This window comes from uncultured Mailhella sp., from assembly GCF_963931295.1.
GTDB lineage: Bacteria > Desulfobacterota > Desulfovibrionia > Desulfovibrionales > Desulfovibrionaceae > Mailhella.
In genome coordinates this window covers 797,647-821,226 of sequence record NZ_OZ007001.1, presented here as the reverse complement: position 1 = coordinate 821,226, position 23,580 = coordinate 797,647, and the positions used below count along the sequence as shown (strand labels likewise).

18 protein-coding genes are annotated in these 23,580 nt (G+C 63.8%); 15 read left to right on the top strand and 3 right to left on the bottom strand.

What is annotated here, in order from left to right; genetic code table 11:
* The first annotated feature begins 510 nt into the window (after positions 1 to 510).
* Genes ABGT79_RS03215 through ABGT79_RS03200 form a run of 4 tightly spaced genes read left to right on the top strand, consistent with a single transcriptional unit; the run spans position 511 to position 4,780 of the window.
* The gene (locus tag ABGT79_RS03215; RefSeq protein WP_294486962.1) at positions 511 to 903 is read left to right on the top strand and encodes a MerR family transcriptional regulator; all 393 of its coding nucleotides are present in this window, start codon (positions 511 to 513) and stop codon (positions 901 to 903) included.
* Positions 900 to 1,553, top strand: a complete 654-nt coding sequence (gene rpe / locus ABGT79_RS03210; protein WP_346664987.1) for a ribulose-phosphate 3-epimerase — start codon at positions 900 to 902, stop codon at positions 1,551 to 1,553. The genes ABGT79_RS03215 and rpe overlap by 4 nt, the downstream gene beginning before the upstream one ends.
* Positions 1,554 to 1,587: 34 nt before the next feature.
* Positions 1,588 to 3,582 (top strand): transketolase, encoded by a 1,995-nt coding sequence (gene tkt, locus ABGT79_RS03205; protein ID WP_346664986.1) that lies wholly within the window; start codon positions 1,588 to 1,590, stop codon positions 3,580 to 3,582.
* Positions 3,583 to 3,598: 16 nt separating this feature from the next.
* Positions 3,599 to 4,780, top strand: coding sequence for a phosphoglycerate kinase (locus ABGT79_RS03200; RefSeq protein WP_346664985.1), 1,182 nt, complete (start codon positions 3,599 to 3,601; stop codon positions 4,778 to 4,780).
* Positions 4,781 to 5,181: 401 nt separating this feature from the next.
* On the opposite strand, the gene ABGT79_RS03195 is transcribed toward ABGT79_RS03200, so the two are convergent.
* Complete coding sequence (locus ABGT79_RS03195) at positions 5,182 to 5,976, bottom strand: biotin--[acetyl-CoA-carboxylase] ligase (RefSeq protein WP_346664984.1); 795 nt, start codon at positions 5,974 to 5,976, stop codon at positions 5,182 to 5,184.
* Positions 5,977 to 6,093: 117 nt separating this feature from the next.
* On the opposite strand from ABGT79_RS03195, the gene bioB reads away from it, so the two are divergent.
* The 3 genes from bioB to ABGT79_RS03180 are packed head-to-tail and all read left to right on the top strand — an operon-like array spanning position 6,094 to position 10,489.
* On the top strand, positions 6,094 to 7,071 hold the full coding sequence (gene bioB / locus ABGT79_RS03190) for a biotin synthase BioB (protein WP_346664983.1): 978 nt from the start codon (positions 6,094 to 6,096) through the stop codon (positions 7,069 to 7,071).
* Complete coding sequence (gene bioA, locus ABGT79_RS03185) at positions 7,068 to 9,158, top strand: adenosylmethionine--8-amino-7-oxononanoate transaminase (RefSeq protein ID WP_346664982.1); 2,091 nt, start codon at positions 7,068 to 7,070, stop codon at positions 9,156 to 9,158. Before bioB ends, bioA begins: the two co-directional genes overlap by 4 nt.
* Positions 9,152 to 10,489, top strand: coding sequence for a sodium:solute symporter family protein (locus tag ABGT79_RS03180; RefSeq protein WP_346664981.1), 1,338 nt, complete (start codon positions 9,152 to 9,154; stop codon positions 10,487 to 10,489). The genes bioA and ABGT79_RS03180 overlap by 7 nt, the downstream gene beginning before the upstream one ends.
* 225 nt (positions 10,490 to 10,714) lie before the next feature.
* Here ABGT79_RS03180 and ABGT79_RS03175 read toward each other — a convergent pair whose 3' ends face one another.
* On the bottom strand, positions 10,715 to 12,652 hold the full coding sequence (locus ABGT79_RS03175; RefSeq protein ID WP_346664980.1) for an NAD(P)/FAD-dependent oxidoreductase: 1,938 nt from the start codon (positions 12,650 to 12,652) through the stop codon (positions 10,715 to 10,717).
* Positions 12,653 to 13,796: 1,144 nt separating this feature from the next.
* Here ABGT79_RS03175 and ABGT79_RS03170 point away from each other — a divergent pair.
* The 4 genes from ABGT79_RS03170 to ABGT79_RS03155 all read left to right on the top strand — a co-directional run bounded on the left by ABGT79_RS03170 (position 13,797) and on the right by ABGT79_RS03155 (position 16,982).
* A complete protein-coding gene (locus ABGT79_RS03170; RefSeq protein ID WP_294486880.1) occupies positions 13,797 to 14,045 on the top strand; it encodes a DUF6110 family protein in 249 nt (82 codons plus the stop codon).
* A 105-nt stretch (positions 14,046 to 14,150) separates the two neighbouring features.
* Positions 14,151 to 16,217 (top strand): heavy metal translocating P-type ATPase, encoded by a 2,067-nt coding sequence (locus ABGT79_RS03165; protein WP_346664979.1) that lies wholly within the window; start codon positions 14,151 to 14,153, stop codon positions 16,215 to 16,217.
* Position 16,218: 1 nt separating this feature from the next.
* Positions 16,219 to 16,683 (top strand): HMA2 domain-containing protein, encoded by a 465-nt coding sequence (locus ABGT79_RS03160; RefSeq protein WP_346664978.1) that lies wholly within the window; start codon positions 16,219 to 16,221, stop codon positions 16,681 to 16,683.
* Positions 16,684 to 16,715: 32 nt separating this feature from the next.
* Entirely contained in the window at positions 16,716 to 16,982 is a 267-nt protein-coding gene (locus ABGT79_RS03155; protein ID WP_346664977.1) for a hypothetical protein, read from the top strand.
* A 514-nt stretch (positions 16,983 to 17,496) separates the two neighbouring features.
* Here ABGT79_RS03155 and ABGT79_RS03150 read toward each other — a convergent pair.
* Positions 17,497 to 17,988: a peptidylprolyl isomerase gene (locus ABGT79_RS03150; RefSeq protein WP_346666645.1), complete on the bottom strand. Its 492-nt coding sequence runs from the start codon at positions 17,986 to 17,988 to the stop codon at positions 17,497 to 17,499.
* A 246-nt stretch (positions 17,989 to 18,234) separates the two neighbouring features.
* On the opposite strand from ABGT79_RS03150, the gene ABGT79_RS03145 reads away from it, so the two are divergent.
* The 4 genes from ABGT79_RS03145 to ABGT79_RS03130 all read left to right on the top strand — a co-directional run bounded on the left by ABGT79_RS03145 (position 18,235) and on the right by ABGT79_RS03130 (position 23,303).
* The gene (locus ABGT79_RS03145; RefSeq protein WP_294486892.1) at positions 18,235 to 18,915 is read left to right on the top strand and encodes a DUF554 domain-containing protein; all 681 of its coding nucleotides are present in this window, start codon (positions 18,235 to 18,237) and stop codon (positions 18,913 to 18,915) included.
* A gap of 39 nt (positions 18,916 to 18,954) precedes the next feature.
* On the top strand, positions 18,955 to 19,935 hold the full coding sequence (locus ABGT79_RS03140) for a D-isomer specific 2-hydroxyacid dehydrogenase family protein (protein ID WP_346664976.1): 981 nt from the start codon (positions 18,955 to 18,957) through the stop codon (positions 19,933 to 19,935).
* 110 nt (positions 19,936 to 20,045) lie between these two features.
* The gene (gene nhaC, locus ABGT79_RS03135) at positions 20,046 to 21,458 is read left to right on the top strand and encodes a Na+/H+ antiporter NhaC (protein ID WP_346664975.1); all 1,413 of its coding nucleotides are present in this window, start codon (positions 20,046 to 20,048) and stop codon (positions 21,456 to 21,458) included.
* A 228-nt stretch (positions 21,459 to 21,686) separates the two neighbouring features.
* The gene (locus ABGT79_RS03130; protein WP_346664974.1) at positions 21,687 to 23,303 is read left to right on the top strand and encodes a 5'-nucleotidase C-terminal domain-containing protein; all 1,617 of its coding nucleotides are present in this window, start codon (positions 21,687 to 21,689) and stop codon (positions 23,301 to 23,303) included.
* Positions 23,304 to 23,580: the final 277 nt, after the last annotated feature.

Here is a 23,580-nt window from a genome sequence, read left to right as displayed (position 1 = left end):
TCCTGCGGGCGGCGGGGAACGCTTCTTTTGCCGGAGCGCCGAACGCGGGCCGTTCGGGCGTCGATGCCCGGCCCGGCTTTGCGGACAGCGTGCCGCTTCTTTGCTTCGTCTCCTGCGACGGCGAAGCTGACGAAAGGTCATGCTCTTGCAGAGGTTCCCTGCGCTCAGGCGCGATGATGCCGGAGCTCGTGGCGGAAAGCGGCGTTTCGACGCGCCGCGTCCTGCCGGCGGCGGGGCGGCGAAACGTTGTCCTGCAAGGCAAAAGACGCGGAAAAAATGTCCGGCTGACATCATATTGACTCAGTTGCGTGCCATGCTGAAGGGCGAAGTCGTGAAAGTGGCGCTGCCTCGCTGATTTTTTTCTGGAAATTTTTTCGGGAAAGGGCGACTATCGGGGTGGACACGGACATCGGTCGGCAAGCCGTTTCTCTTTTTATCGTGGAGAGCCCCGTGATCGATCAGAATTACTTGCAGTGCCATTTTTTCAGATCGCAGACCAAGGACAGCAACATGCACAGGAAAAAGCCGCAGTCCGGCAGGGTGTACCGCATAGGCGAAGCCGCCCGTGCGCTGAACCTTCAGACCAGCGTGCTTCGGTTCTGGGAAGGGGAATTCCCCGCTCTCCAGCCTGTGCGGACGCCCAAAGGACAGCGCCTGTACTCGGAAGGCGACATGGAGCTTCTGCGCAAAATACGTTCGCTGCTCCATGAACAGGGCATGACCATAGAAGGCGCGCGCCGCGTGCTGGCGGGCGAGGCCATGCCGGAACTTGCGCAGGCCCTCGCCGGGCGGCCCGCCGAAAAGGACGACGACGCAAGAAAGCTGCTGACCGAGGCGCTGAAGGAGCTTGTGGAAATACGCGCTCTGCTTACCAACAACCCTCCCAAGGAGAACCATTCATGATACTCTCGCCCTCGCTTCTTTCCGCCGACTGCGGAAATCTGGCAGAAACCCTCAGGAATCTGGAATCTGCCGGGGTGAAGTGGGTACACTGGGACGTGATGGACGGGCAGTTCGTGCCCAATATCACATTCGGACAACACGTCATAAAAGGCCTGCGCCCGGCGTCGGGTCTTTTTTTTGACGTTCATCTCATGATCGAGCGGCCGGAACGCTATCTGAGCGAGTTCCGGGACGCGGGCGCGGACATGCTCGTGGCGCACGTGGAGGCCACCGCGCATCTTCAGCGCACGCTTGCGGAAATCCGGCGTCTCGGCATGAAGGCCGGGGCGGCGCTGAATCCCGCCACGCCGCTCAGCGCGCTCGACTACGTGCTCGACGATGTGGACATGGTGCTCGTGATGAGCGTGAACCCCGGCTTCGGGGGACAGAAATTTCTGCCCGCCACGCTCCGCAAGGTTGCGGAACTGCGGGCGAAGCTCAACGCCGCCGGCCGCGCCGACTGCCTCATTCAGGTGGACGGCGGCGTGAATCTCGACAATACCGGAGCCCTTGTTGAAGCCGGCGCAGATGTGCTGGTTTCCGGTTCCGCGTTTTTCGGACATCCTCCCTTCAGCGAACGCCTTGCCGCCTTCACGGACGCCGCGCGCTGAGTTTTCCTGCAATACCTCCAAGGAGACAGCCTTTATGCCTACTCGTGCAGAACTTGCCAATGCCATCCGCGCCCTTTCCATCGACGCCATCGAGAAAGCCAAATCCGGTCATCCCGGCGCTCCCATGGGCATGGCCGACATGGCCGAAGCCCTGTGGCGCGGCTTTCTGAAGCATAATCCTGCCGACCCCGCCTGGCCCAACCGCGACCGCTTCGTGCTTTCCAACGGTCACGCCTCCATGCTGCTCTATGCGCTGCTGCATCTCACCGGATACGATCTTTCCATGGACGACATCCGCAACTTCCGTCAGCTCGACGCGAAAACGCCCGGACATCCCGAATTCGGCGTGACCCCCGGCGTGGAAATGACCACCGGCCCGCTCGGTCAGGGCATCGCCACCGCCGTGGGCATGGCTCTTGCCGAACGCATGATGGCCCACACCTTCAACCGCGAAGGCTTCCCCGTCATGGATCACTACACCTGGGTGTTCCTCGGCGACGGCTGCCTCATGGAAGGCCTGTCGCAGGAAGCGTGCTCGCTTGCGGGCACCTGGAAGCTCGGCCGTCTCATCGCGCTCTACGACGACAACAGCATTTCCATCGACGGCAACGTGGAAGGATGGTTTACCGACGACACTCCCGCCCGCTTTGAAGCCATGGGCTGGCACGTGGTGCGCGGCATCGACGGTCATGATTCCGAGGCTCTCGACATGGCCATCCGTCAGGCCATGGCCGTGACGGACAAGCCTTCGCTCATCTGCTGCAAGACGGTGATCGGCCGCTTTGCGCCCACCAAGGCCGGCACGGCTTCCTGCCACGGCTCGCCGCTCGGCGCGGAAGAAGCCGCCGCCGCCCGCGCCGCCATGGGCTGGACGTCCGAACCCTTCACCGTGCCGGACGACATCCGCGCCGCCTGGGACGCCCGTGAAAAGGGCGCCGCCGCGCAGAAGGCCTGGGAAGACATGTTCGCCGCCTACGCCGCCGCCTATCCCGAACTCGCCGCCGAGTTCCGCCGCCGCATGGCCGGAAAGCTTCCCGCCGCATGGCCCGAGGCGGCCCGCAAGGCCGTGGAGGCCGCCATGGCCGAAACCAAGGACGTCGCCACCCGCGCGGCGGGCAAGAACGTGCTCAACGTCATCGCTCCCGCGCTGCCGGAACTCGTGGGCGGCTCGGCCGACCTCAGCGGCTCCGTGGGCACGGAGTTCAAGGGCGCAAAAACGCTCGACGTTTCCGATTATTCCGGCAACTACATCCGCTACGGCGTGCGCGAGTTCGGCATGGGCGCCGTCATGAACGGCCTCAAGCTGCACGGCGGCTTCATTCCCTACGCGGGCACCTTCTTCGTGTTTTCCGACTACGCCAAGAGCATCATCCGCTCGGCGGCCATCATGAAGCAGCGCGTCATCTGGGTGCTCACGCACGATTCCATCGGCGTGGGCGAAGACGGCCCCACCCATCAGCCCGTGGAACAGATCGCCGCTCTGCGCATGACGCCCGGCGTGCAGGTCTGGCGTCCCTGCGACAGCACCGAGGCCGCCGTGGCCTGGACGCAGGCCGTGGAATATCAGGACGGCCCCGTGTGCCTCGTCATGAGCCGTCAGGCGCTCCCTCAGCAGAAGCGCACCGAAGCGCAGGTGGCCGACATCCGTCGCGGCGGCTACGTGCTCAGAGACTGCGAAGGCGAACCGGAACTCATTTACATTGCCACGGGTTCCGAAGTGCAGCTCGCCGTGCAGGCCGCGGAAAAGCTTTCGGCGGAAGGCCGCCGCGTGCGCGTGGTTTCCATGCCTTCCTGCGAGGTGTTCGATCGTCAGGACGCCGCCTATCGTGAATCCGTGCTTCCGTCTTCCGTGCGCGTGCGCGTGGCCGTGGAAGCGCAGACCGCCGCATGGTGGTGGAAGTATGTGGGACTTGACGGCCGCGTCGTCGGTATGGGAACATTCGGAGCTTCCGCTCCGGCGGGAAAGCTGTTCCCGAAGTTTGGCTTTACGGTAGAAAACATTGTGCAGCAGGCTCTTGAACTGCTGTAAGGAAAGGAGAAAACCGATGAAAGCACTGACCATGAACGATGTGGACATGAAGGGCAAGCGCGTTGTCATGCGCGTGGACGTGAATGTTCCCATCCATGACGGCGTCATCACCAGCGACAAGCGCATCCGCGCCGTGCTGCCCACCATCAAGAAGGCCCTGGACGCGGGCGCGGGCGTCATTCTGCTTGCGCATCTGGGCCGCCCCACCGAGGGCGTGTTTGAAGAACAGTTCTCTCTGCGTCCCGTGGCCGCTCACATGGGCAAGCTGCTCGGCATGCCCGTGGAATTCTGCGCCGAACCGCTGAAGGGCGTGGAATGCAAGCCCGGTCAGGTGGTGCTGTGCGAGAACGTGCGCTTCTTCAAGGGCGAAAAGAAGAACAGCGAAGAGCTGGCCGCCAAGTACGCCGCCATGGGCGACATCTACGTGATGGACGCGTTCGGCGCGGCCCATCGTGCGCAGGCCTCCACCGAAGGCGCGCTGCGCAAGGCCGCCGTGGCCGTGGCAGGACCGCTCATGTTCGCCGAAATGGAAGCCGCCACCAAGCTGCTCGACACCCCTGAACGTCCGCTCTTCGCCATCATTGGCGGTTCCAAGGTGTCCACCAAGCTCACCGTGCTCGAAAACCTGCTCAAGCATGTGGACGGCCTCATCGTGGGCGGCGGCATCGCCAACACCTTCCTGGAGGCCGCTGGGTACAATATGGGCTCCTCCCTCGTGGAAAAGGATCTCATTCCCGAAGCCAAGCGCCTCATCGACATGGCGAAGGAACGCAACGTGCTGCTGCCCCTGCCCACCGACGTGGTGGTGGCTCCGAGCTTTGAACGCGCTTCCGAAGCCGTGACCAAGAAGGTTTCCGAACTTTCCGCCGAAGACTGCGCCTTCGACATCGGCGAAGAGACCGTGAAGGCCTACGCCAAGATTCTTGCCGACGCCCGCACCATCGTGTGGAACGGCCCCGTGGGCGCGTTTGAAACCGTGCCCTTCGACAAGGGCAGTCGCGCTCTTGCCGACATCCTTGCCGACTCCAAGGCCTACACCCTGGTGTGCGGCGGCGATACCGTGGCCGCTGTGGAATCCTTCGGCGTGGCCTCCAAGATGGGCTATCTGTCCACCGGCGGCGGCGCGTTCCTCGAAGTGCTCGAAGGCAAGACCCTGCCCGCCGTGGCCGCCCTTGCCGACGCCGCCTCGAAGAAGTAGGCGCATCCTGCAACAATTCGCGGGGAGAAATGCTCTTCGCGACGCATAGAAAAAGGCCGTTTTCCGAAAGGAAGACGGCCTTTTGTGCTGGAAGGAGCGGCGATGCGGCAGGAGAGGGCGGGACGGAGAGCATTCGGCACGGCGAAGGCTCGAAGCTGAGCCTTGCGCGGCGCGGACCATGCACAGCTTGGCCAATGCGCAGATCTGGGCCTGTGCGAAAATGAAACTTGTCAGGTCGGCAAATGCGCAGGGCCGTGATTGCATGGAGCTGGGGCCCGCTGGCTGACGCTGCACGGAGCTGAGACCGAGCGAAACAGAGAACGCGCAGGGCGGAAAATGTGCTGGCGTCGGAGCGAGACGCGGCAACACCGCGGAGCAAGGCGTTTCTCCGCCGCCCGCGTTCACGGCCTGAGCAGATTTTCCAGCTCTTCCAGAAGATGCCTGAGCAGATTCGCCACGCTGAAGGCCGTGCCGGTTTCCGCGTACAGAGATGAGGCGATGCCTGCAAGTTCCTTCGGAATGGCTTCCGCCGGTACGTTGACGTTCACGCCTATGCCCACCACGGCCCACTGCAGATCGGTGTTGTGAAACATGCTTTCCACCAGTATGCCCACCACCTTGCGATTGTTGAAGAAAAGATCGTTGGGCGGACGCTGCTCCAGGTCGAGCCCGCAGCTTTTTTTCACCGCCCGCGCCACGGCCTCCATGACCAGCCGGGGCAGCAGACCCAGCTTTTCCGGGGAAATGTGCGGCTTGGTGATGACGGAAAACGTCAGGCTGCCCGGCAGGTTCAGCCAGCGGTGACCGTTGCTGCCTCTTCCCTCGTTCTGGCGTCGCGCCACCACGACCACGCCTTCTTCCGCGCCGTTCATGGCTTCCAGCGCGGCCACCTGATTGGTGGAGTCCGTTTCCTTGAGCCACAGCCAGTCTTTTCTTCCCAGCACGCTGGTATTGAGCTCTTCGCGCGCGTCGTGGCCCGCCCACGGATCCGCCCGGGAAATGAGCCGGTAGCCCCGTCGCGGCACCGATTCTATGATGTGCCCTTCCTCGCGCAACCCCATCACATGCTTGCTCACCGCGGCCCGGCTGATGCCGAGAGATCGTGAAAGCGCCTCTCCGGAAATCCAGTGTTCCTGTCCGTTCTGCACAAGACTGTCCAGAATGCGGTCACGCATGGGAATTTCATCTCGCGTCATGGCTTTCTCCCGTGGTGAAACATCGATTGTCAACTAAAAAATATTTTATTTAAGTTGACATTAAACGGCATGCGGATAAAAGAAGAGGACTTCCCTTATCGTTATCAGGAAAAAATTATGCATACTCTTCTTTCCGCCATCCTTCATCGTCTTGCCGGGGACGGGAAAGGTCCCCTGCTGTCCCGCCGCGAAGCGGAGGAATTCATTCATCTTCCCGCCTCCTGCACCACGGACATGCTGTCCGTGGCCGGGGTGGTGCGCGCCGCGCGCGCTCCGTCGTTCTTCAACTGCGGCATCATCAACGCCAAATCCGGCCGTTGCCCGGAAAACTGCGCATTCTGCGCACAGTCAGCACATCATGAAACGGGCGCTCCTGTCTATCCTTTTATGGACGAGGAGACGCTTTTGCGCAAGGCGGCGGAGGCCGCCGCGCACGGAAGCATGCGTTTCGGCATCGTGGTGAGCGGCACCATGCTCGGCGAGGCCGACGTGGAGCCCCTGTGCCGCGCGGTGGAGCGCATTGTCCGGGAAACGGGCATGAGCGTGTGCGGCTCGCTCGGCATGCTCACGAAGGAGCGCGCCGCGTGCTATCGCGAGGCGGGCGTCACGCGCTATCATCACAATCTGGAAACGGCGGAGAGCTATTTTCCGAACATCTGTACCACGCACGCCTACGCGGAAGACGTGCAGAGTCTGCGCGTCGCCCGGGAGGCGGGGCTGGAAGTGTGTTCCGGGGGCATCATCGGGCTCGGCGAGAGCCTGGAACAGCGGGTGGAGCTCGCCTGCACGCTCGCGGAACTGGACGTGAATTCCATTCCGCTGAACTTTCTGAACGCCATTGCGGGCACGAGGCTCGAACACATGCCGCGTCTTGCGCCTGAGGAGGCGCTGCGCGCCATTGCGCTTTTCCGCGTCATGAATCCCGACAAGGATCTGCTCATTGCCGGGGGCCGCGGTCACGTGCTCGGCGCGTGGCAGAGCTGGCTGTACGCGGCCGGCGCGAACGGCATGATGATCGGCGATTATCTCACCACGTCGGGCGCGGCCTTTGAGGCCGATCTTTCCATGATGCGCACGCTGGGAGTGAAGTCGTGAGCGCGTTTTTCGTCACGGGCACGGATACCGACGCGGGCAAGACCACGATCACGGCGGGACTGCTTCGGGCCTTTGCCCGGGCGGGCGTTCCGGCGCGGGCCGTGAAGCCCGTGCAGACCGGCTGCGTCGAGGGTCCGGACGGCCTGGAAGCTCCGGATGTTGCGGTCTGGAAACGGGCCGGAGGGGAGGGCAGGGCCATTTCTCTGTTCCGGGTTCCCTGTTCTCCGCACCTTGCCGCGCGACTGGAGGGGGAAACGCTGAGCGCGGCGTCATTGGCCGCCGAGTGCCGGAAGCTTGTCGGCGCGGAAGGCGTGACGCTGTTCGAGGGGGCGGGAGGACTGCACGTTCCTCTGAACGAAGAGGAAAGCATGCTCGATCTCATGCTGGAACTGCGCTTTCCGGTGCTTTTGGTGGTGGCCAACCGGCTGGGATGTCTCAATCACGCCGTGCTCACGCTGGACGCGCTGGAACAGGCCGGTCTCACGGCGGCGGGCATGGTGCTCTGCCGCACCGCGCCGCCCGATCAGGCGGACGCGGGCACGGGCGCGGAGGCCGAGGCGCTCATTCTAAGCGACAACGTGGAGAGCCTCGCTCGGGAAGGAAAAAGACGCGGCGTTCCGCTTCTCGCGGACGTTCCCTATCTGGCGGACGTTTCCCCGCAGGATGAGCGGTTCTGGGACGCGCTGGCCGACAGGCTTGCCGGGGCCGCCCGGAGTCTCGCTGAAGAGCCGGACGACGTGCGCCGTCATGAGGAGCTGCTCGCCTTTGATCGGGCGCATTTGTGGCATCCGTACACGTCGGCCATGCATCCTCTGCCGGTGCTCGAAGTGACGGGCGCGTCGGGCGCGAGGCTTTTTCTGCAAGGCGGCGCGAGTCTGGTGGACGGCATGTCGTCGTGGTGGTGCCGGGTGCACGGCTACGGCAACAGGCGTCTGGTGCGCGCCGTGCAGAGACAGGCGGCCGGACTTTCGCACGTCATGTTCGGGGGACTCACGCACGAACCGGCGGTGGAGCTCGGCAGACGCTTGCTGTCGCTGCTTCCGACAGGGCTGGAGCACATCTTTTTTGCCGATTCCGGCTCCGTGGCCGTGGAAGTGGCCATGAAGATGGCCGTGCAGTACTGGTGTTCGGTCGGACGAGAGAAAAAGAGCCGTTTCGTGGCTCTGCGGGGCGCGTATCACGGCGATACGCTGGGGGCCATGTCGCTGTGCGATCCGGTAACGGGCATGCATTCGCTCTTTTCCGGCGTACTTGCGCAGCAGCTTTTCGTGGAGCGGCCGACGTGCCGTTTCGACGCTCCCTATGATCCTGCGAGCTTTGCGCCCATGGAGCGCATGCTGCGGGAGCATGCCGGGGAAACGGCCGCCGTGGTGGTCGAGCCCGTGGTGCAGGGAGCCGGGGGCATGTGGTTCTATCATCCATCGTACCTGCGGGATCTGCGCGCGCTCTGCGACGAGCTCGACGTGCTGCTGATTGCCGACGAAATAGCCACGGGCTTCGGCCGCACGGGGCGCATGTTCGCCTGCGATCATGCGGGCGTGTCGCCCGACGTCATGTGCGTGGGCAAGGCGCTGACCGGCGGCATGATGACGCTTTCCGCCGTGGCGGCCACAAGGCGCGTGGCCGGGGGCATTTCCGGCGCCGACGCGGCGCACGGGGGCGGAGTGTTCATGCACGGGCCCACGTTCATGGGCAATCCGCTGGCCTGCGCTGCGGCCTGCGCCAGCCTCGACGAGCTGTGTGCTTCTCCCTGGCGGGAGCGGGTTCTGCACATTCAGCAGGCGCTGGAACAGGGACTTGCCCCGTGCCGCAACGCGCCCGGCGTGTGCGACGTGCGCGTGCTCGGAGCCGTCGGCGTGGTGGAAATGGAACAGGCCGTGGATGTGGAGGCCTGGCAGAAGTATTTCGTGTCGCGGGGTGTGTGGATACGTCCGTTCGGGCGCACCGTGTACGTCATGCCTCCGTTCGTCGTTTCCGACGAGGAACTTCATCTGCTCTCCGGAGCCGTCTGCGACGCGGTCTTGTCCGCCGCATCTCACGGGGGCTCGCCCGCTTTGGACAACAACGGGAGACCGTATTCGTGCTGATATTCTGCCTTTACTCCGCGCTGCTGCTCGCGCTCGGCGTGCTGGACGCCCGTCATTCGCGCGGCTCGTCCGCGTTTTTCGTCAACAGCCGCTCCTCGGGCGCGTGGCGCACGGGCTTTTCTCTGGCGGCGTCCTGCATCGGCGGTTCCGCCACCATAGGCATGGCGGGGCTCGCCTGGCAGGTGGGCGCGCCCGCCTTCTGGTGGCTGGGTTCCGGGGCCTGCGGCCTGGCGCTGCTCACGCTTTTCATTGCCCGCAAGGTGCGCGAGTCGGAAGCGTACACCATGCCGGAAATCGTGGCCGCCTGGATCAGTCCGCAGGCGCGCACGCTCTCTTCCCTCATCATCATGCCGGCGTGGCTGGCCATTCTGGCGGCGCAGTTCACGGCCATGGGCAAGCTCGCCGCAGCGCTCACGGGCATGCCGCCGGAATGGGCCCTCGTGGTCGGCGCGGCGGTGATCGTGGCCTATTCCTGCCTCGGCGGGCAGGCCTCCGTCATCCGCAGCGACGGTCCGCAGTGCGTGCTGCTGCTCGCGGGCATTCTGGCGGCGCTGTTCTGGCTCTGGGGGCACAATCCCGCGCCGCTGGAATCGCTGCGGCTGGAAATCGTCAATGATGACTTCACGTTGGAAAGATTCTCGTATTTCATGATCATCATGGGCGGCAGCTATCTTGTGTGCCCCATGCTGTTCGGGCGCATTCTGAGCGCGCGAAGCGGCGCGAGCGCCCTGCGCGGATGCTGGCTTGCCGTGTTCATGCTGCTGGCCGCCTCGGCGGCGATTGTGGCGCTCGGCGTGCTCTGCCGGAACGTTGTGCCTGCGGGAACGGCTCCCGACAACGTGCTTGCCGCGGCCATGCGTCTTCTGCCGTCGTGGGCGGGCATGTGTCTCATGGTGGCGCTGCTTTCCGCCGTGCTCTCGTCGGCGGACTCCTGCCTCGTGACGGCTTCCACGGTGCTGTGCAACGATCTTCTCGGCCGCCGCGACGTGAAGCTCTGTCGTCTGGTCACGTTGCTTTTCGGCGCGGGAGGGCTGCTGCTTTCCGCGCAGGGGCACGGCATTCTCGATCTTCTGCTCATGGCCAACGACATGTATGTGTGCGGCGTGGCGGTTCCCGTGTTTGCGGCCATGCTCATGAAGCGGGGAGCCGTGCATCCGCGGGCGGCGCTGGCGTCCATGATGATGGGCGGAGCGGGCGGTCTGGCCTGCGCCGTGAGCGGACAGGAAATGTTCGGCTACGCGGGCATGGCGCTTGCCGTGGCGGCCATGCTGCTCGGGCGTTTTGTGCGTACGGCTCCGAGCGCTTCGGCGGGGAGCATGCAGATTTCGTAGCCGCCGAAAGACTCGGGGCGAGCGAAGCCTGCCCTTTCATCGACCGCAGCGGGGAGCGCGCCCGGAGCGCGGCTCTGACTGCGGGCAAAGCGCGCCAAAAAAGGCCGTCGGAGTTCATCCGACGGCCTTTGGTCTTTGGCGTGTTCACGTGCGCCCGGCATGCCAAGGCCGGGTGAGAATTTTTCCGGCCCGGCCGGGACGCGCGCCGGAGTCCGGCGGCGTTTCTTATACGTCAAGTCCGGCGTGATAGCCCTGATACACGGCGGTGGTGATGGTGGAGGGGCGCACGGCGTCGCCGATGACGCGCACGACGGGCGCGGCGTCAACGAGATCGGCGTACTTGCGGGAGCGCTGACCCACGGCGCAGATGACCGTTTCGGCGGGAAGCAGCGTTTCCCTGCCTTCGGCGTCGCGCACGAGCAGGCCGTTTTCCTTCACGGCAAGGCCGGTGCATCCGGTGCGCACGTCCACAAGTTCCTTCAGTTTGCGCAGCAGGATGGGGCGATGCCGGATGTTGGCGTCGGGCGCCACTTCGGGCCGCATTTCCACCAGCGTGACCTTCTTGCCTTCCTGCGCCAGATGAATGGCGCATTCGCAGCCCGCAAGACCGCCGCCGAGCACGACCACGGAGTTTGCGCATTCATGTTTGCGCAGGTAGTAGTCGTTCACCACGATGACGTTCTTGCCGTCCATGCCGGGCAGCGGAGGAATGATGGGTTCGGAGCCGATGGCGATGATGAGCGCGTCCGCGCCTTCCTTTTCCACGTAGTCGGCCGTGACCGTGGTGTTCAGGCGCACTTCCACGCCTTCGATTTCCATCTGACGGGCGAGCGTGAGGCCGAGCTGATACATTTCGTGCTTGAAGGGAATGGCCTGTTCGCTCTTGAGAATGCCGCCGAGCTCGGCTTCCTTTTCACACAGAATGACGTGATGGCCGCGCTGAGCCGCGGCAATGGCGGCCTTCATGCCGCCGCAGCCGCCGCCGGCCACCAGCACCTTCTTCGCGCGGCGGGCGGGCAGCGCGGGCGGATCCTGCTCGCGGCCTATCTGCGGATTCACCGTGCAGCGGCGCGTGCCCGTGGTGGGACGTTCGGCCATGCACACGAAACAGCGCAGGCAGCGTACTATTTCGTCGTCGCGGCCTTCCATGACCTTGGAAGGCAGTTCGGGGTCGGCGATGAGGGCGCGGGCCATTTCCACCACGTCGGCCTTGCCGGAGGCAATGATGTCCTCCATCTGGGCGGGATCGTTCAGCGCGCCGATGGTGGCCACGGGCGTGGACACGTGTTTCTTGATTTCGGCGGCGAGATACACGTTGCAGCCGTGTTCGGAGAACATGGGCGGATGCGTGTCGAAGAAGCCGAACTGATAGGAGCCCGCCGACACGTGAATGAGATCGACCTTGCCGTCGAGCAGTTTGGCGATTTCCACGCCGTCTTCCAGCGTGTAGCCGCCCTCGAAGAGTTCGGAGCCGCTCATGCGCACTTCAATGGGGAAGCCGGGACCGACGGCGGCGCGCACGCTGGCCACCACTTCGAGCAGAAGGCGGGCGCGACCTTCCAGACTGCCGCCGTATTCGTCGTCGCGCTTGTTGAAATAGGGGGAGAGAAACTGATTGATGAGCCATCCGTGCCCGGCGTGGATCATGACCATTTCAAAGCCGGCGCGCTTGGCAAGGGCGGCTTTTTCTCCGTAGGAGGCCACGATGTCGGCAATCTGTTCTTTGGCGAGGGCCTTGACCGGGCGGCCGTCGGGGCGCACGCCGTCGCAGGGACCGTACTGAGAGAGCGACGCCTTTTTTTCCTTGTCCACGAGATAGGTGCCCGCGTACTGGCCGGAATGGGAGAGTTCCACGCTGGGAATCGCGCCGTGACGACGTATGGCGTCGGCCATCATGGTGAAGCTCGCCAGAGAGCCCGGAGTCTGCAGTTCAAGATGCAGCATGTGGGAGGCGTCCGTAGCCGGATGTACGACAAGCTCGCTCACGGTGACGTTGGCGCTGCCGCCTTTTGCCCTGTTTTCGTAGAAGGCGCGGCTCCCCGGTCCGGCGCAGCAGTCCCAGGTGATGTCGGTGGCGCCGGTGGGCGCGGCAAACATGCGGTTGCGGAAGGTGACTCTGCCGAGGGTGATGGGGGAACTCAGATGCGGATATTTTCTCGTCATATGTTCTCCAGAAAAAGGTTTTTCTATTATCCATCGCATGAAAACGCTGTGCTGTAAAGTCGAAAGCGTTTTCGGAATGTTTGATGGCGTTGCACATGCCTGCCGTGCCGCAAAGGGTGCGAAAAGCCCTGGGGCGCAGGAGAGCGGAGCGAGGGGGATGCGGAAAAATTTTTCGCCGGAGGCGAGCGGCGGAACCGTCCGAAAAGCTCTCGTGAGAAGAGGGAAAGATCGTGCTGGACGGGCAGGTGAAGGGAAGCAATCGGGCGAAGGAGCCGTGCAGGTACGTGTGTCGCCTGGCAAAGAGGACTTGGGCAATCGATGTGTGTCGAAAGGCGCATGGAAAAAAGCGGCGGAGCTGGCGATGAGGGGCGGCGTTCAGGTGGGGCGGCGGGCAGAAGCCGGCCGTGGAAGCGCAGCGCGGGAAAAGTCGGGGAGAGAGCTCAGGGGGACTACTAAAGCGAGGCGCGTCCGTCGAGCACTGGCGGCGCGGCGCGTGTGGAGCGGCGGACGGGAGCATGAGCAACGTCCGGCGGCAGGCGCGGGCGAATCGTTGCGGACGGCGGGGCAGACACAGCTGCTTGAGCTGGCCGGATAGATGAAGCCGGACGAGGGCGTTTTGCGTCAGCGAAGCCGTAGGCAGGCGAAGGGATGGGGCGGCAAGGCACGACCGGCAGGTTGCGCTCCGCAAGCGCGGGAGGGCACGGAGATTCCACGCTTGTTCTGGACAACGGCAGGTTGCGCTCCGCAAGCGCGGGAGGGATGTAGAAGCCTGTGCAGCTTTGCGGAGCGGTTCGTCCGGACATGCGTCGTCTGATTTTTTGCGGCGCTCCGGCTGCAGTGCGGGCAGCTTTTCAGGGGGCGCTGTTGTGGGCGCAGAGGCTCGGCAGCGTCGTTCTGCGGCGCGCAGAGAAGGAGGTTTCGGGCAGGGAACTGCGCAGAAAGGTTCTTTTTTCCTGCTCTCGAAGGAAGTTTTTCTGTGAATGATAATGAAATTCTTTTTCTATAATATTGACAGTGAAAATCCATTTCAATATAGTTCCGTCATCGCCCTTTGCCGGTGGAACGGTTGCGAGGGATGGCCGACGGCGTCGGGGCGCATTCAGGAAAAAGCGCAGGGTTGTCCTGCATTCGAGGAGGATTCGGTATGAACGAGAATCTCAAGTATGGTCTGTTCTTTCTGGGCGGCGCGGCTCTTGGAGCCATCGGCGCGGTGGCGGTGAGCCGCGGCAAGCTGGATCTCAAGCCCTTTGCCGCCGAGCTTGTGAGTCGCGGACTTGATCTGCGCGACGCCGTGATGGCCCGCGCCGAGACCGTGCGCGAAAACGTGGAGGACGTGGTGGCCGAAGCGCAGGCGGTTTCCGAGCAGCGCAAGGCCCGCAGCGAAGAAGCATAGTTTCGGCGGGCCGCGCTGGCGGCTTTTCGACCCGGACGCTCTTTTGCGGGCCGGGTTCTTTTTTGACCGGCGGCATGCGCCTTGCCGGCGTATTCGGGAGATGCCATGAATTTTATGCTGATCCATCGCATTCCGGGGAGGGCGCGTCTTCGCAGCGACGCGCCGTTCGGCATGCGCACGGCCGAGACGCTGGCCGACAGGCTGGATGCTCTTGAAGGCGTGGAGGGCGTGCGCGTCAATCCGCGCACCGGAAGCGTGCTTCTGCTCTACAGCGATGAAAGCGTGTTCGACCGGGCTTCCGCACTGCTCTTCGGCGCGGGCAGAGAGCAGGAGAGGCGCGTCCCCGCGCCTGCGCCTGCGCGCGGAGAGAAGCCCAGTCTGTTTCCTTTTTTCCATTATCTTTGCCTGCGGCCGCTGCTGCCCGTGGCCGTGAACATGGTTTCGGCCTTTTCCCGGGCGCTGCCGTTTCTTCGCCGCTGCCTGTCCTCGCTGGCGCACGGAAGGCTCGACGTGGACGCCCTCGACGGCGCGGCCATAGCCGTTTCCCTGCTTCGCCGCGACTTCAGCACCGTGGGGCTTCTCACGCTGCTGCTCGGCTTCGGCGACGCTCTGGAGCGCTACACGCAGAAGAAGTCGCTGGAAAATCTGGCCTCGCACCTGGCGCTTCAGGCGGACAGGGTATGGGTGAAGAGAAACGGCGCGGAAGAGCTCATTCCCTTCGGGGAGCTTCGGGAAAGCGATCTTGTGGTGGTGCGCGCGGGTTCTGCCGTGCCTGTGGACGGCGTGGTGGAAGGCGGAAGTGCGTCGGTGAACGAGTCCTCCATGACGGGCGAGCCGATGGGCGTTCTGCGGTCCCGCGGAGCGTCGGTCTATGCGGGAACCGTGGTGGAGGCGGGCGAAATTCACGTCCGGCCCACGAGCCTGGGCAAGGACACCCGCATGCAGCAGATCGTGCGTTTCATCGAGCAGTCCGAGCAGATGAAGGCGGGCATTCAGGGGCGCTTTGAGAAGCTGGCGGACAAGGCCGTGCCCTTCACGTTCGGTCTGGCCGCGCTGGTGTGGCTGTGTACGCGAAGCCTCACGCGCGCCTCGTCCGTGCTGCTCGTGGATTATTCCTGCGCGCTGCGTCTGGCTACGCCGCTCGCCATTCTGGCGGCCATGGACGAAGGCGTGAAGCACAGGGTCATGGTCAAGGGCGGACGTTTTCTTGAAGCGCTCTCTTCTGTGGACACCGTGGTGTTCGACAAGACGGGCACGCTCACGCAGTCGCGGCCGGAGGTGGCCCGGGTCATTCCGGCGGAAGGCTATGACGAGGACTTCGTGCTCCGGCTTTCGGCCTGTCTTGAGGAACATTTTCCGCATCCGGTGGCGCGAGCGGTGGTGCACGGCGCCGAGCGGAGGAATCTGCGCCACGAGGAGGAGCACACCGAGGTGGAATACGTGGTGGCGCACGGCATTGCTTCGCAGTGGCGGGGCAAGCGCGTGCTGCTCGGCAGCCGTCACTACCTTTCGCAGGACGAAGGCGTGGACGTCTCTTCCATGGACGCCGTGGTGGAGGAACTTTCCCGCGAGGGATATTCGCTGCTCTACCTTGCCCTGGACGGGCGTCTTGCGGGACTCATCGCCATGGAGGATCCGCTCCGTCCGGAGAGCGCGGCGCTGGTGGAAAAGCTTCGCTGCATGGGCGTGAAGCACGTGCTCATGCTCACGGGCGACGACGTCCGCACGGCTTCCGCCGTGGCCGGCAGGCTCGGCATCACGGAATTTCGAGCGCAGGTGCTGCCGGAAGACAAGGCCCGCGTCGTGCAGGAGCTCAGAAGCGGGGGACGCGTGGTGCTCATGATCGGCGACGGCATCAACGATTCTCCGGCGCTGTCTTCGGCCGACGTGGGCGTGACTTTGCGCGACGGCTCGGATCTGGCCCGCGAGGTGGCCGACGTGGTGCTCATGGGCGGATCGCTCAGAGAACTCGTCACGGCGCTTGAGCTCGGCCGGGGCGCGATGAAACGCATTCACTTCAACTTCCTGACCACCATGGTGCTGAATACCGCGTTTCTGTTCGGAGGACTGTCCGGACTGCTTCAGCCGGGAGCGTCGGCGGTGCTTCATAATCTGACCACGCTGGGCGTGTCGCTGAACGCCATGCGTCCGGCGCTGCCCAAGGGGGAATGACATGATTTCCGTTTCCGATTGCGTTGTGAGCGCCGTTGAAGGGCGCGTGCGTCTGCGTCATCCTGCGCTGAAGCATGCCGCCACGGCCGACATGGCGGCCGCCGTCGTGGCGGGTGTGGAAGGCGTGACGAAGGCAAGCGTGAATCCGGTGACCGGATCGCTGCTGATTTTCTACGACCCGGAGACGCTGTCCCGGGACAAGCTGATGGAGCTGGCCGAACAGGCGGCGGCCCTGCTGCCGGATGCGGAGGAGAAGAGCGCATCGTCGGCCCGCTGCGTGGACAGGCTGCTGAGTCGCCGGGCCACGCGCATGGTGGACAAGGTGCTTTTCGTCTCGCTTCTGGCTTCGCTCGTGGGCGCGGTTGCGGGCATGGGCGGCATGCACCGCGTGGCCGGAACGATATTTGCCGCGGCGAGTCTTCAGCATCTGGCCGCGCATCGCAGGGCGCTGTGGCAGCGGCCGTGATGTGGCGCGAAGGTGTGCGTCGGGTGGGGCGGATGCTTGCCGCCGCATGGTGCGGAGCTCTGGCGCTGGGCATCCTGTTCATGGCGCTTGCCGTGCTCGTGCAGGCGCTTGCGGTGCTGGCCCTGGCGCTGATGGCGGCCATGCTGCTTCTGCCGCATCCGCCCGCGTGGTATGCCGAACGGGGCGGCGAAGCGGCGGGAGTGTTCTTCCGTTCGCTGCTGCGCTCGGCCGGGCTGGAAACGTCGCCTGACGTCGACGAGCGTGCCGGGACTCGCAGCAGCGACGCTGATCAACATTGAACAGGCGTGCAGGACGCGCGTCGGGAGTCGGAGCGAGGCTTCGGCTCCTTTTTTTCGGCCGGACGAAGGGAAGAGGGACGGGGTGAATCGGCAACAACCCTTTCCCCAGGTCTGCGCGGGCGTTTTTTTGCGGCGGAGCCCGGAGAAGGTCGGCGTCTGCCGTTTGGGGGCGGCGGGCTTGTTTGGGACGGGCCTGCGGCTTTGGGCGGGACTGCGAGTTTCCTGCGTCAGGACTGTGCGGAACGTGTTTGGGCTGGGGCTGCGCCGGAGCGACTTCCGCCGGTTTCGCTTCTGCGCGGGAAGGGCTCTTTCCCGCCTCGTTTCCGCGGGGATGTTCGTTGCCTGTTTTTCGTCTGCGTGACTTCCGGGAGGGCCTTCCGGAAGCAGTGTTCGACGTTGAGTCCTCGCCGGGGCTCGGCGTGTTCGGGCAGGCGCGGAGCGCAAAAACGCCTCCTCCGATGCGTTCGGAAGAGGCGTTTTTTATGTCTGCCCGGAAGATGAGCAGGAAAAGATCTTAGTCGATGACGGCCTTTTCAATGATCACGGGTTCCACCGGCACGTCCTGATGGGGATAGTGCGAGGTGGTGGGAACCTTGGCGATGGCGTCGACCACGTCCTGCCCCTTCACCACCTTGCCGAACACGGCGTAGCCCCAGCCCTGCATGGTGGGAGCGGTGAAGTTGAGGAACTTGTTGTCGGCCACGTTGATGAAGAACTGGGCCGTGGCGGAATGGGGAGCCTGCGTGCGGGCCATGGCGATGGTGTAGGTGTCGTTCTTCAGGCCGTTGTTGGCTTCGTTTTCAATGGGTTCGCGGGTGGGCTTCTGAACCATGTTCTTGTCGAAGCCGCCGCCCTGGATCATGAATCCGGGAATGACGCGGTGGAAGATGGTGCCGTCATAGAAGCCGGACTTCACATATTCAAGAAAGTTCTTGGTGGTGTTGGGGGCCTTTTCGGCGTCGAGTTCAAGGACGATGTCGCCTTTGTTGGTCTTGAGGGTGACCATGTTTTTTCCTCCGGCTTGAGCCTGGCAGACGGGGCCGAGCACGAGCGCAGCGGCGATCAGCAGGCAGGACAATAGAAGTTTGCGCATGTTGTTTCTCCATGATGCATTGGAAGTATGCGTCGACTGTTCTTGTATAGGAAGTGGCGGATCTTGGCAACGTCGGACCGGGCAGGGGAGGGGGCTGAAAAGGGCTTACCTGACGGCGTGATTTATGGTATGGATGACTGACATGTTGATGGAGGTAATATGTTAGGCACCATAGTCAATACTGCGGCCATCCTTTGCGGCAGCGTGATAGGCAGCGTGCTGCGCAAGGGGATCAAGGAAAAATATCAGCAGGCCCTCTTCGACGCCATGGGCTTTTCCGCCGTGGCCATAGGGATCAACGCCGTGGTGTCCAACATGCCCAACAGCCGGTATCCGGTGCTGTTCATTCTGAGCATGGCGCTCGGCAGTTTTCTCGGCGCCGTGTGGGACTGGGACGGCAAGTTCCAGAATCTGGCCCGCCGCATGGGCAGTTCCGATCTCGGACGCGGGCTGGCCACCGCCATTCTGCTTTTCTGCATCGGCACGCTTTCCATACTCGGCCCCATCGAAAGCGCCGTTCACGGCAATCACACCTTCCTCTTCACCAACGCCACGCTGGACTTCGTCACGTCCATGGTGCTGGCGTCCACCTACGGACTCGGCATAGCCTTTGCCGCGCCCGTGCTCTTCTGCTGGCAGGGCGGGCTCTATCTGCTCGGACTCTGGCTCGGCTCCTTCGTGCCCCGCGATCTTCTCACGGAAGTCTCGGTGGTGGGCGGCATACTTATTCTTGTGTCCGGCGTGTCCATGCTCCGCATCAAGGACTGCAAAACTCTGAACATGCTGCCTTCGCTGTTTGTCAGCGTTATTCTCTATGGTCTGGCGGCCGCCTTCCTGTAGGCCGTTTTTCCGTACACGTTTCTCTTTGGAGATCTGCTCATGAACATTGTTGTCTTTGAAGTCAGTCATGACGAAAGACAGGAACTGGAACTTCTTTCCCGCACGCTGCCTGTTTCCCTGCGTCTTGTGGAGGCCAATCTGTCCCTGGCGACCGTCGCCGAGGCTGAAGGAGCCGAAGGCGTGTCCGTGCTCGGGCGCAGCCGTCTGGACCGCCCCCTGCTGGAAGCGCTGAAGAATAGGGGCGTGCGGTATGTGTCCACCCGCACCATCGGCGTGGATCACATTGATCTGGACGCTGCCCGCGAGCTCGGCATACGGGTGGCGCACGCCTCGTATCCGCCCGACGCCGTGGCGGATTTCACCATCATGCTCATGCTTCTCGTGCTGCGCTGCTACAAGCCCGCCATGTGGCGGCAGAACGTGAACGACTATTCCTTGTTCGGTCTCATGGGACGCAGCATGCGCAGGCAGACCGTGGGCGTGGTGGGCACGGGCCACATCGGAGCCGCCGTGATACGCGATCTTGCCGGGTTCGGATGCCGCATTCTGGCCTACAATCTCACGCCGTGCGAGGATTTGAAGTCCCTGGCCGAATTCGTCGATCTGGACACGCTCTATCGGGAAAGCGACATCATCACGTTTCACGTTCCCTTCACGCCCGCGACCCGTCACATGGTGAACCGGGAGAGCCTCTCCCGCATGAAGGACGGCGTTGTGCTCATCAACACGGCGCGCGGCGAACTCATGGACATCGACGCCATCACCGAGGGCATTGAAACGGAAAAAATCGGCTCGCTGGCCATGGACGTGTTCGAGCACGAGCAGGGCATCTATCATGCCGACCGCAAGACCGACATCTTGAAGAACAAGGACATGGTGTATCTGCGTCAGTTCCCCAACGTGGTGCTGACTCAGCACATGGCCTTCTATACCGAGGAGTCCATCACGAGCATGGTGGACTGCGGCATACAGACGCTGCTGGACATGAAGGAAGGCAGACAGACCAGACTGGAACTGTAGCGGCAAAATGCCGCGCGACGGCCGCATGCTTTTGGAGCGGACGTTCGGGCGGTTGCGGAATAAGCCCGCCCGGGGCGGGTTGGAACGTTTATCCTCAACAAGGAGTCTCTATGGAGACGCAAGGAAAGAAACCGTCGATTTTGTGGGCCACGCTTTCGCTCGTGCTGCCCGTGGCCATGATTCTGTACGGCACGCTGGTGGTCGGCGTGAGACCTCCCGTGCTGCCGCTGCTCGGCGCGGTGGCCCTTGCCGCGGTCATGGCTCTGAAAACGGGCTACACCTGGGAGGATCTTCAGGACGGCATGTTCGAGGCTCTCGGCCGCATTCAGATCGCCATCGCCATTCTGGCCATGGTGGGCATGATCATCGCCGCGTGGCTGGCTTCGGGCACCATTCCCGCCATCATTTACTGGGGTCTTAAACTCATCGCTCCCGAGCACTTCCTGCTTTCCGCCATGGTGCTGTGCTCCGTGGCGTCCGTGGCCACGGGCACGTCCTTCGGCACCATGGGCACCATCGGCGTCGCGCTGCTCGGCGTGGGACAGGCTCTCGGCTATCCCGCCTACATGACCGTGGGCGCCATCGTTTCCGGCGCGTACCTCGGCGACAAGATGTCTCCCGTGTCCGACTCCACTAACATCACGGCGTCGGTGTGTGAAGTGCCGCTGTTCTCGCACGTCATGTCCATGCTCTGGACCACCGTTCCCGCCTTCATCGTGGCGGGCGTCGCCTATACCTTTCTGGGCAGTTCCGTGGCCGCACAGCAGGGCGCGTCCCTGGAGAGTCTGAACGCCATCCTTACCGGCCTTGAGGCCAACTTCAGCCTCGGCCCCGTGGCCTTCCTGCCTCCCGTGCTCATGATCGTGCTGGCCTATCGCCGCTATCCGGTGCTGCCGGTCATGCTGATCTGCCTGCTTGTCGCCATGGTCATTGCCGTGTTTGAGGGCGTGCCCTTCAACAAGCTCGCCACCATGCTCACGTCCGGCTACGTGTCCAAGACCGGCATCACACAGCTCGATCCGCTGCTCTCCCGCGGCGGCCTCATGAGCATCATGCCCACGGTGCTGCTGCTCTGCTCCGGCATGGCCTTCGGCGGCGTTCTGGAGCGCTCCCGCGTGCTCGAAGTGCTGCTCGAAGCCATTCTCAAGGGCGCCAAGTCCGCCGTGCGTCTCGTGGCTTCCGCTCTCGCGGCGGCCTACCTCATCAACTTCGGCACCGGCAGCCAGATGCTGGCCGTCATCGTGCCCGGCCGTGCGTTCCTCGATTCCTTCAAAAAGGCCGACATCAGTCCGCTCGTGCTCTCCCGCACCTGCGAAGACGCCGGCACCATCGGTTGCCCGCTGGTTCCGTGGAGCGTCCACGCCTTCTACATCGCCGGCGTGCTCGGCGTGAGCGCCTACGACTTCGTGCCCTACGCCTTCCTCAACTGGTTTGTGCCCATCTTCTCCCTGCTGTGCGCCCTCACGGGCTTCGGCATCTGGAGGCTCGACGGCACGCCCGTGCGCAAGGCGCGCGCCAAATAGTCGACGCCTGACCCGCTCGGACTTCGAGACATGAAAAAAACGCGTCGGAACGCTGTTCCGGCGCGTTTTTGGGCGTCAGGGCTTTGCTTGACGGCTGTGCCGTGCGCGGCTGCCGTGTCCCGGACAAGGGATATTTCCGGCCGCGGACACGCGGTTGCGCGCCGGTTGCAGGAAGAAGCGTTCCGCAGGGCGGCAACACGGTTTCAGAAGAAATAATTAGTGAGAATCATGATGGAGAAAAGAACGCTGTCGGTGGCGGCTGCGCTGTTTGCGGCATGGTTGTTCACGGCGTGCGCGCCGCGGGGCGAAACGCCGGATGGGCAAGGTGACGGACTGGAGCTTGTTGTTCTGCATACCAACGACACGCATTCGTTTCTTGCTGGCATGGACAGCCGCGGCAACGCCAGTCTGGACGGCCGGAACAGCACGGGCGGACTCGGGCGCGCGGCTGCGGCCATGAAGGCGGCGCGCCGGAACCGGGACAACGTGATTGCGCTCGACGCCGGCGATCAGTTTCAGGGCACGCTTTTTTACAGCGTGAACAAGTGGCCCATGATTGCGGAGATGGACTGCGTCGTGCCGTGGGACGCCATGACGCTTGGCAATCATGAGTTCGACGAGGGCTGTGCAGAACTTTCCCGCTTCCTGAAGCAGACGCCCGTGCCGGTGCTGGCCGCCAATCTGACGCCGGAGAAGGGGTGTCCTCTTCAGGGAAGCGGAACCTTGGCGCATCTGGTGAAAATGGTGCGCGGCGAGAAGGTGGGCATTGTTGGGCTTGCCAACGACGAGGTGAAAACGTTGTCCGCGGCCTGCGGGCACACCGCGTTTTCGCAGGCCCGGGACACGCTGGAGCGCGAAGTGAAGGCGCTGGAGGCGCAGGGCGTGAAGCACATTGTGGCCATCACGCATCTCGGCCTGCCCGAAGACCGGCGACTCGCCCGTTCGGTGAACGGCGTGGACGTGATCGTGGGCGGGCACACGCACAGCTATCTCGGTCCGTCGCCGTCCGACGGGCCGTATCCCGTGGTGGAGCGCGCGCCGAACGGCGCGCCCGTGCTGGTGGTGACGGCCGGACGCGGCGCGAAGTATCTCGGCGAGCTGACCGTGCGCTTCGACAGGAGCGGCGTTCCCTGCTCCTGGAGCGGTTCCGCCGTGGAGCTTTCTTCCGACATGCCGGTGGATCCGGCGGTGCAACGGCTCATTGACCGCTACTCCGCCACGCTGACCGCGCTGCGTTCCGAGGTCGTGGGCAGTCAGCGCCTGTCTCTGCCCGACGGCATGGATCTCTGCCGAGAAGGAGACTGCCTCAGCGGCATGGTCACGGCGGACGCCATGCTGGAATACGGGCGTCCGCACGGGGCGGTGGCGGCGCTGTGCAACGGCGGAGCGCTGCGGGCGGCGCTTCCTGCGGGAATGATTACGCGGGGCGACGTGCTTTCGGTGCATCCGTTCGGCAATGCGGTGCTGCTGCGCGAATATTCGGGCGCGCAGCTTCTGGCGGCGCTGGAGCACGGGGTGTCCGGCGAGAACGCGCGGGGGCCGCAGCTTCTGCAGACGGCCGGACTGCGTTATGAAGTGGACGGCAGTCTTCCTGCGGGGCGGCGCGTGCGGAAGGCGGAAGTGCTGGATGCTCAGGGCCGCGCAACGCCTCTTGAACCCGAAGGCCGCTACGTGACGGCGCTTGCTGATTTTCTTGCGGACGGCGGCGACGGCTACGCCATGCTGAAGCAGGGCAGAGCGGTTTCCGCGCCCGATCCGCTGGTGGCGGACGTGGTGGAGAACTATCTCAAGACGCACAACCCGCTGCCGGAGCCTCGGGTCGGACGCCTGACGCGTTTGCGCTGAACGCTGCTGTCCGGCGTTTCGCGCACGGGGGGGAGCAAGCCCGCAGGCTGGATTCGGGAACCCTGTTATCCAAGTTTTGCGCGCGGCGTTTTTCAGCCGGCCGACTGGAGCCTGAACCGCCGTTCTCCGCGTTTTGCGCACGGGGTTTTCCTCCTGTCGTTCTTCCTGCCGACGAAACGAGCCTGCGGCGAAACCGGGTTTCCCCAACCGTTCCCTCCCCATTTAAAGAATTTACCCCCTCCATTAAAAGTTTTAGGAAGGAGGACGAGGCTCGGGG

What these genes read in the sequence shown, in the direction of transcription:
- ABGT79_RS03195 (WP_346664984.1), bottom strand. Translation starts at nt 5,976, where the DNA reads ATGACGCGAGATGAAATTCCCATGCGTGACCGCATTCTGGACAGTCTT.
- bioB (WP_346664983.1), top strand. Translation starts at nt 6,094, where the DNA reads ATGCATACTCTTCTTTCCGCCATCCTTCATCGTCTTGCCGGGGACGGG.
- ABGT79_RS03175 (WP_346664980.1), bottom strand. Translation starts at nt 12,652, where the DNA reads ATGACGAGAAAATATCCGCATCTGAGTTCCCCCATCACCCTCGGCAGA.
- ABGT79_RS03150 (WP_346666645.1), bottom strand. Translation starts at nt 17,988, where the DNA reads ATGGTCACCCTCAAGACCAACAAAGGCGACATCGTCCTTGAACTCGAC.
- ABGT79_RS03165 (WP_346664979.1), top strand. Translation starts at nt 14,151, where the DNA reads ATGAATTTTATGCTGATCCATCGCATTCCGGGGAGGGCGCGTCTTCGC.
- ABGT79_RS03215 (WP_294486962.1), top strand. Translation starts at nt 511, where the DNA reads ATGCACAGGAAAAAGCCGCAGTCCGGCAGGGTGTACCGCATAGGCGAA.
- ABGT79_RS03130 (WP_346664974.1), top strand. Translation starts at nt 21,687, where the DNA reads ATGATGGAGAAAAGAACGCTGTCGGTGGCGGCTGCGCTGTTTGCGGCA.
- ABGT79_RS03140 (WP_346664976.1), top strand. Translation starts at nt 18,955, where the DNA reads ATGAACATTGTTGTCTTTGAAGTCAGTCATGACGAAAGACAGGAACTG.
- ABGT79_RS03170 (WP_294486880.1), top strand. Translation starts at nt 13,797, where the DNA reads ATGAACGAGAATCTCAAGTATGGTCTGTTCTTTCTGGGCGGCGCGGCT.
- rpe (WP_346664987.1), top strand. Translation starts at nt 900, where the DNA reads ATGATACTCTCGCCCTCGCTTCTTTCCGCCGACTGCGGAAATCTGGCA.
- ABGT79_RS03155 (WP_346664977.1), top strand. Translation starts at nt 16,716, where the DNA reads ATGCTTGCCGCCGCATGGTGCGGAGCTCTGGCGCTGGGCATCCTGTTC.
- nhaC (WP_346664975.1), top strand. Translation starts at nt 20,046, where the DNA reads ATGGAGACGCAAGGAAAGAAACCGTCGATTTTGTGGGCCACGCTTTCG.
- ABGT79_RS03160 (WP_346664978.1), top strand. Translation starts at nt 16,219, where the DNA reads ATGATTTCCGTTTCCGATTGCGTTGTGAGCGCCGTTGAAGGGCGCGTG.
- ABGT79_RS03200 (WP_346664985.1), top strand. Translation starts at nt 3,599, where the DNA reads ATGAAAGCACTGACCATGAACGATGTGGACATGAAGGGCAAGCGCGTT.
- ABGT79_RS03145 (WP_294486892.1), top strand. Translation starts at nt 18,235, where the DNA reads ATGTTAGGCACCATAGTCAATACTGCGGCCATCCTTTGCGGCAGCGTG.
- tkt (WP_346664986.1), top strand. Translation starts at nt 1,588, where the DNA reads ATGCCTACTCGTGCAGAACTTGCCAATGCCATCCGCGCCCTTTCCATC.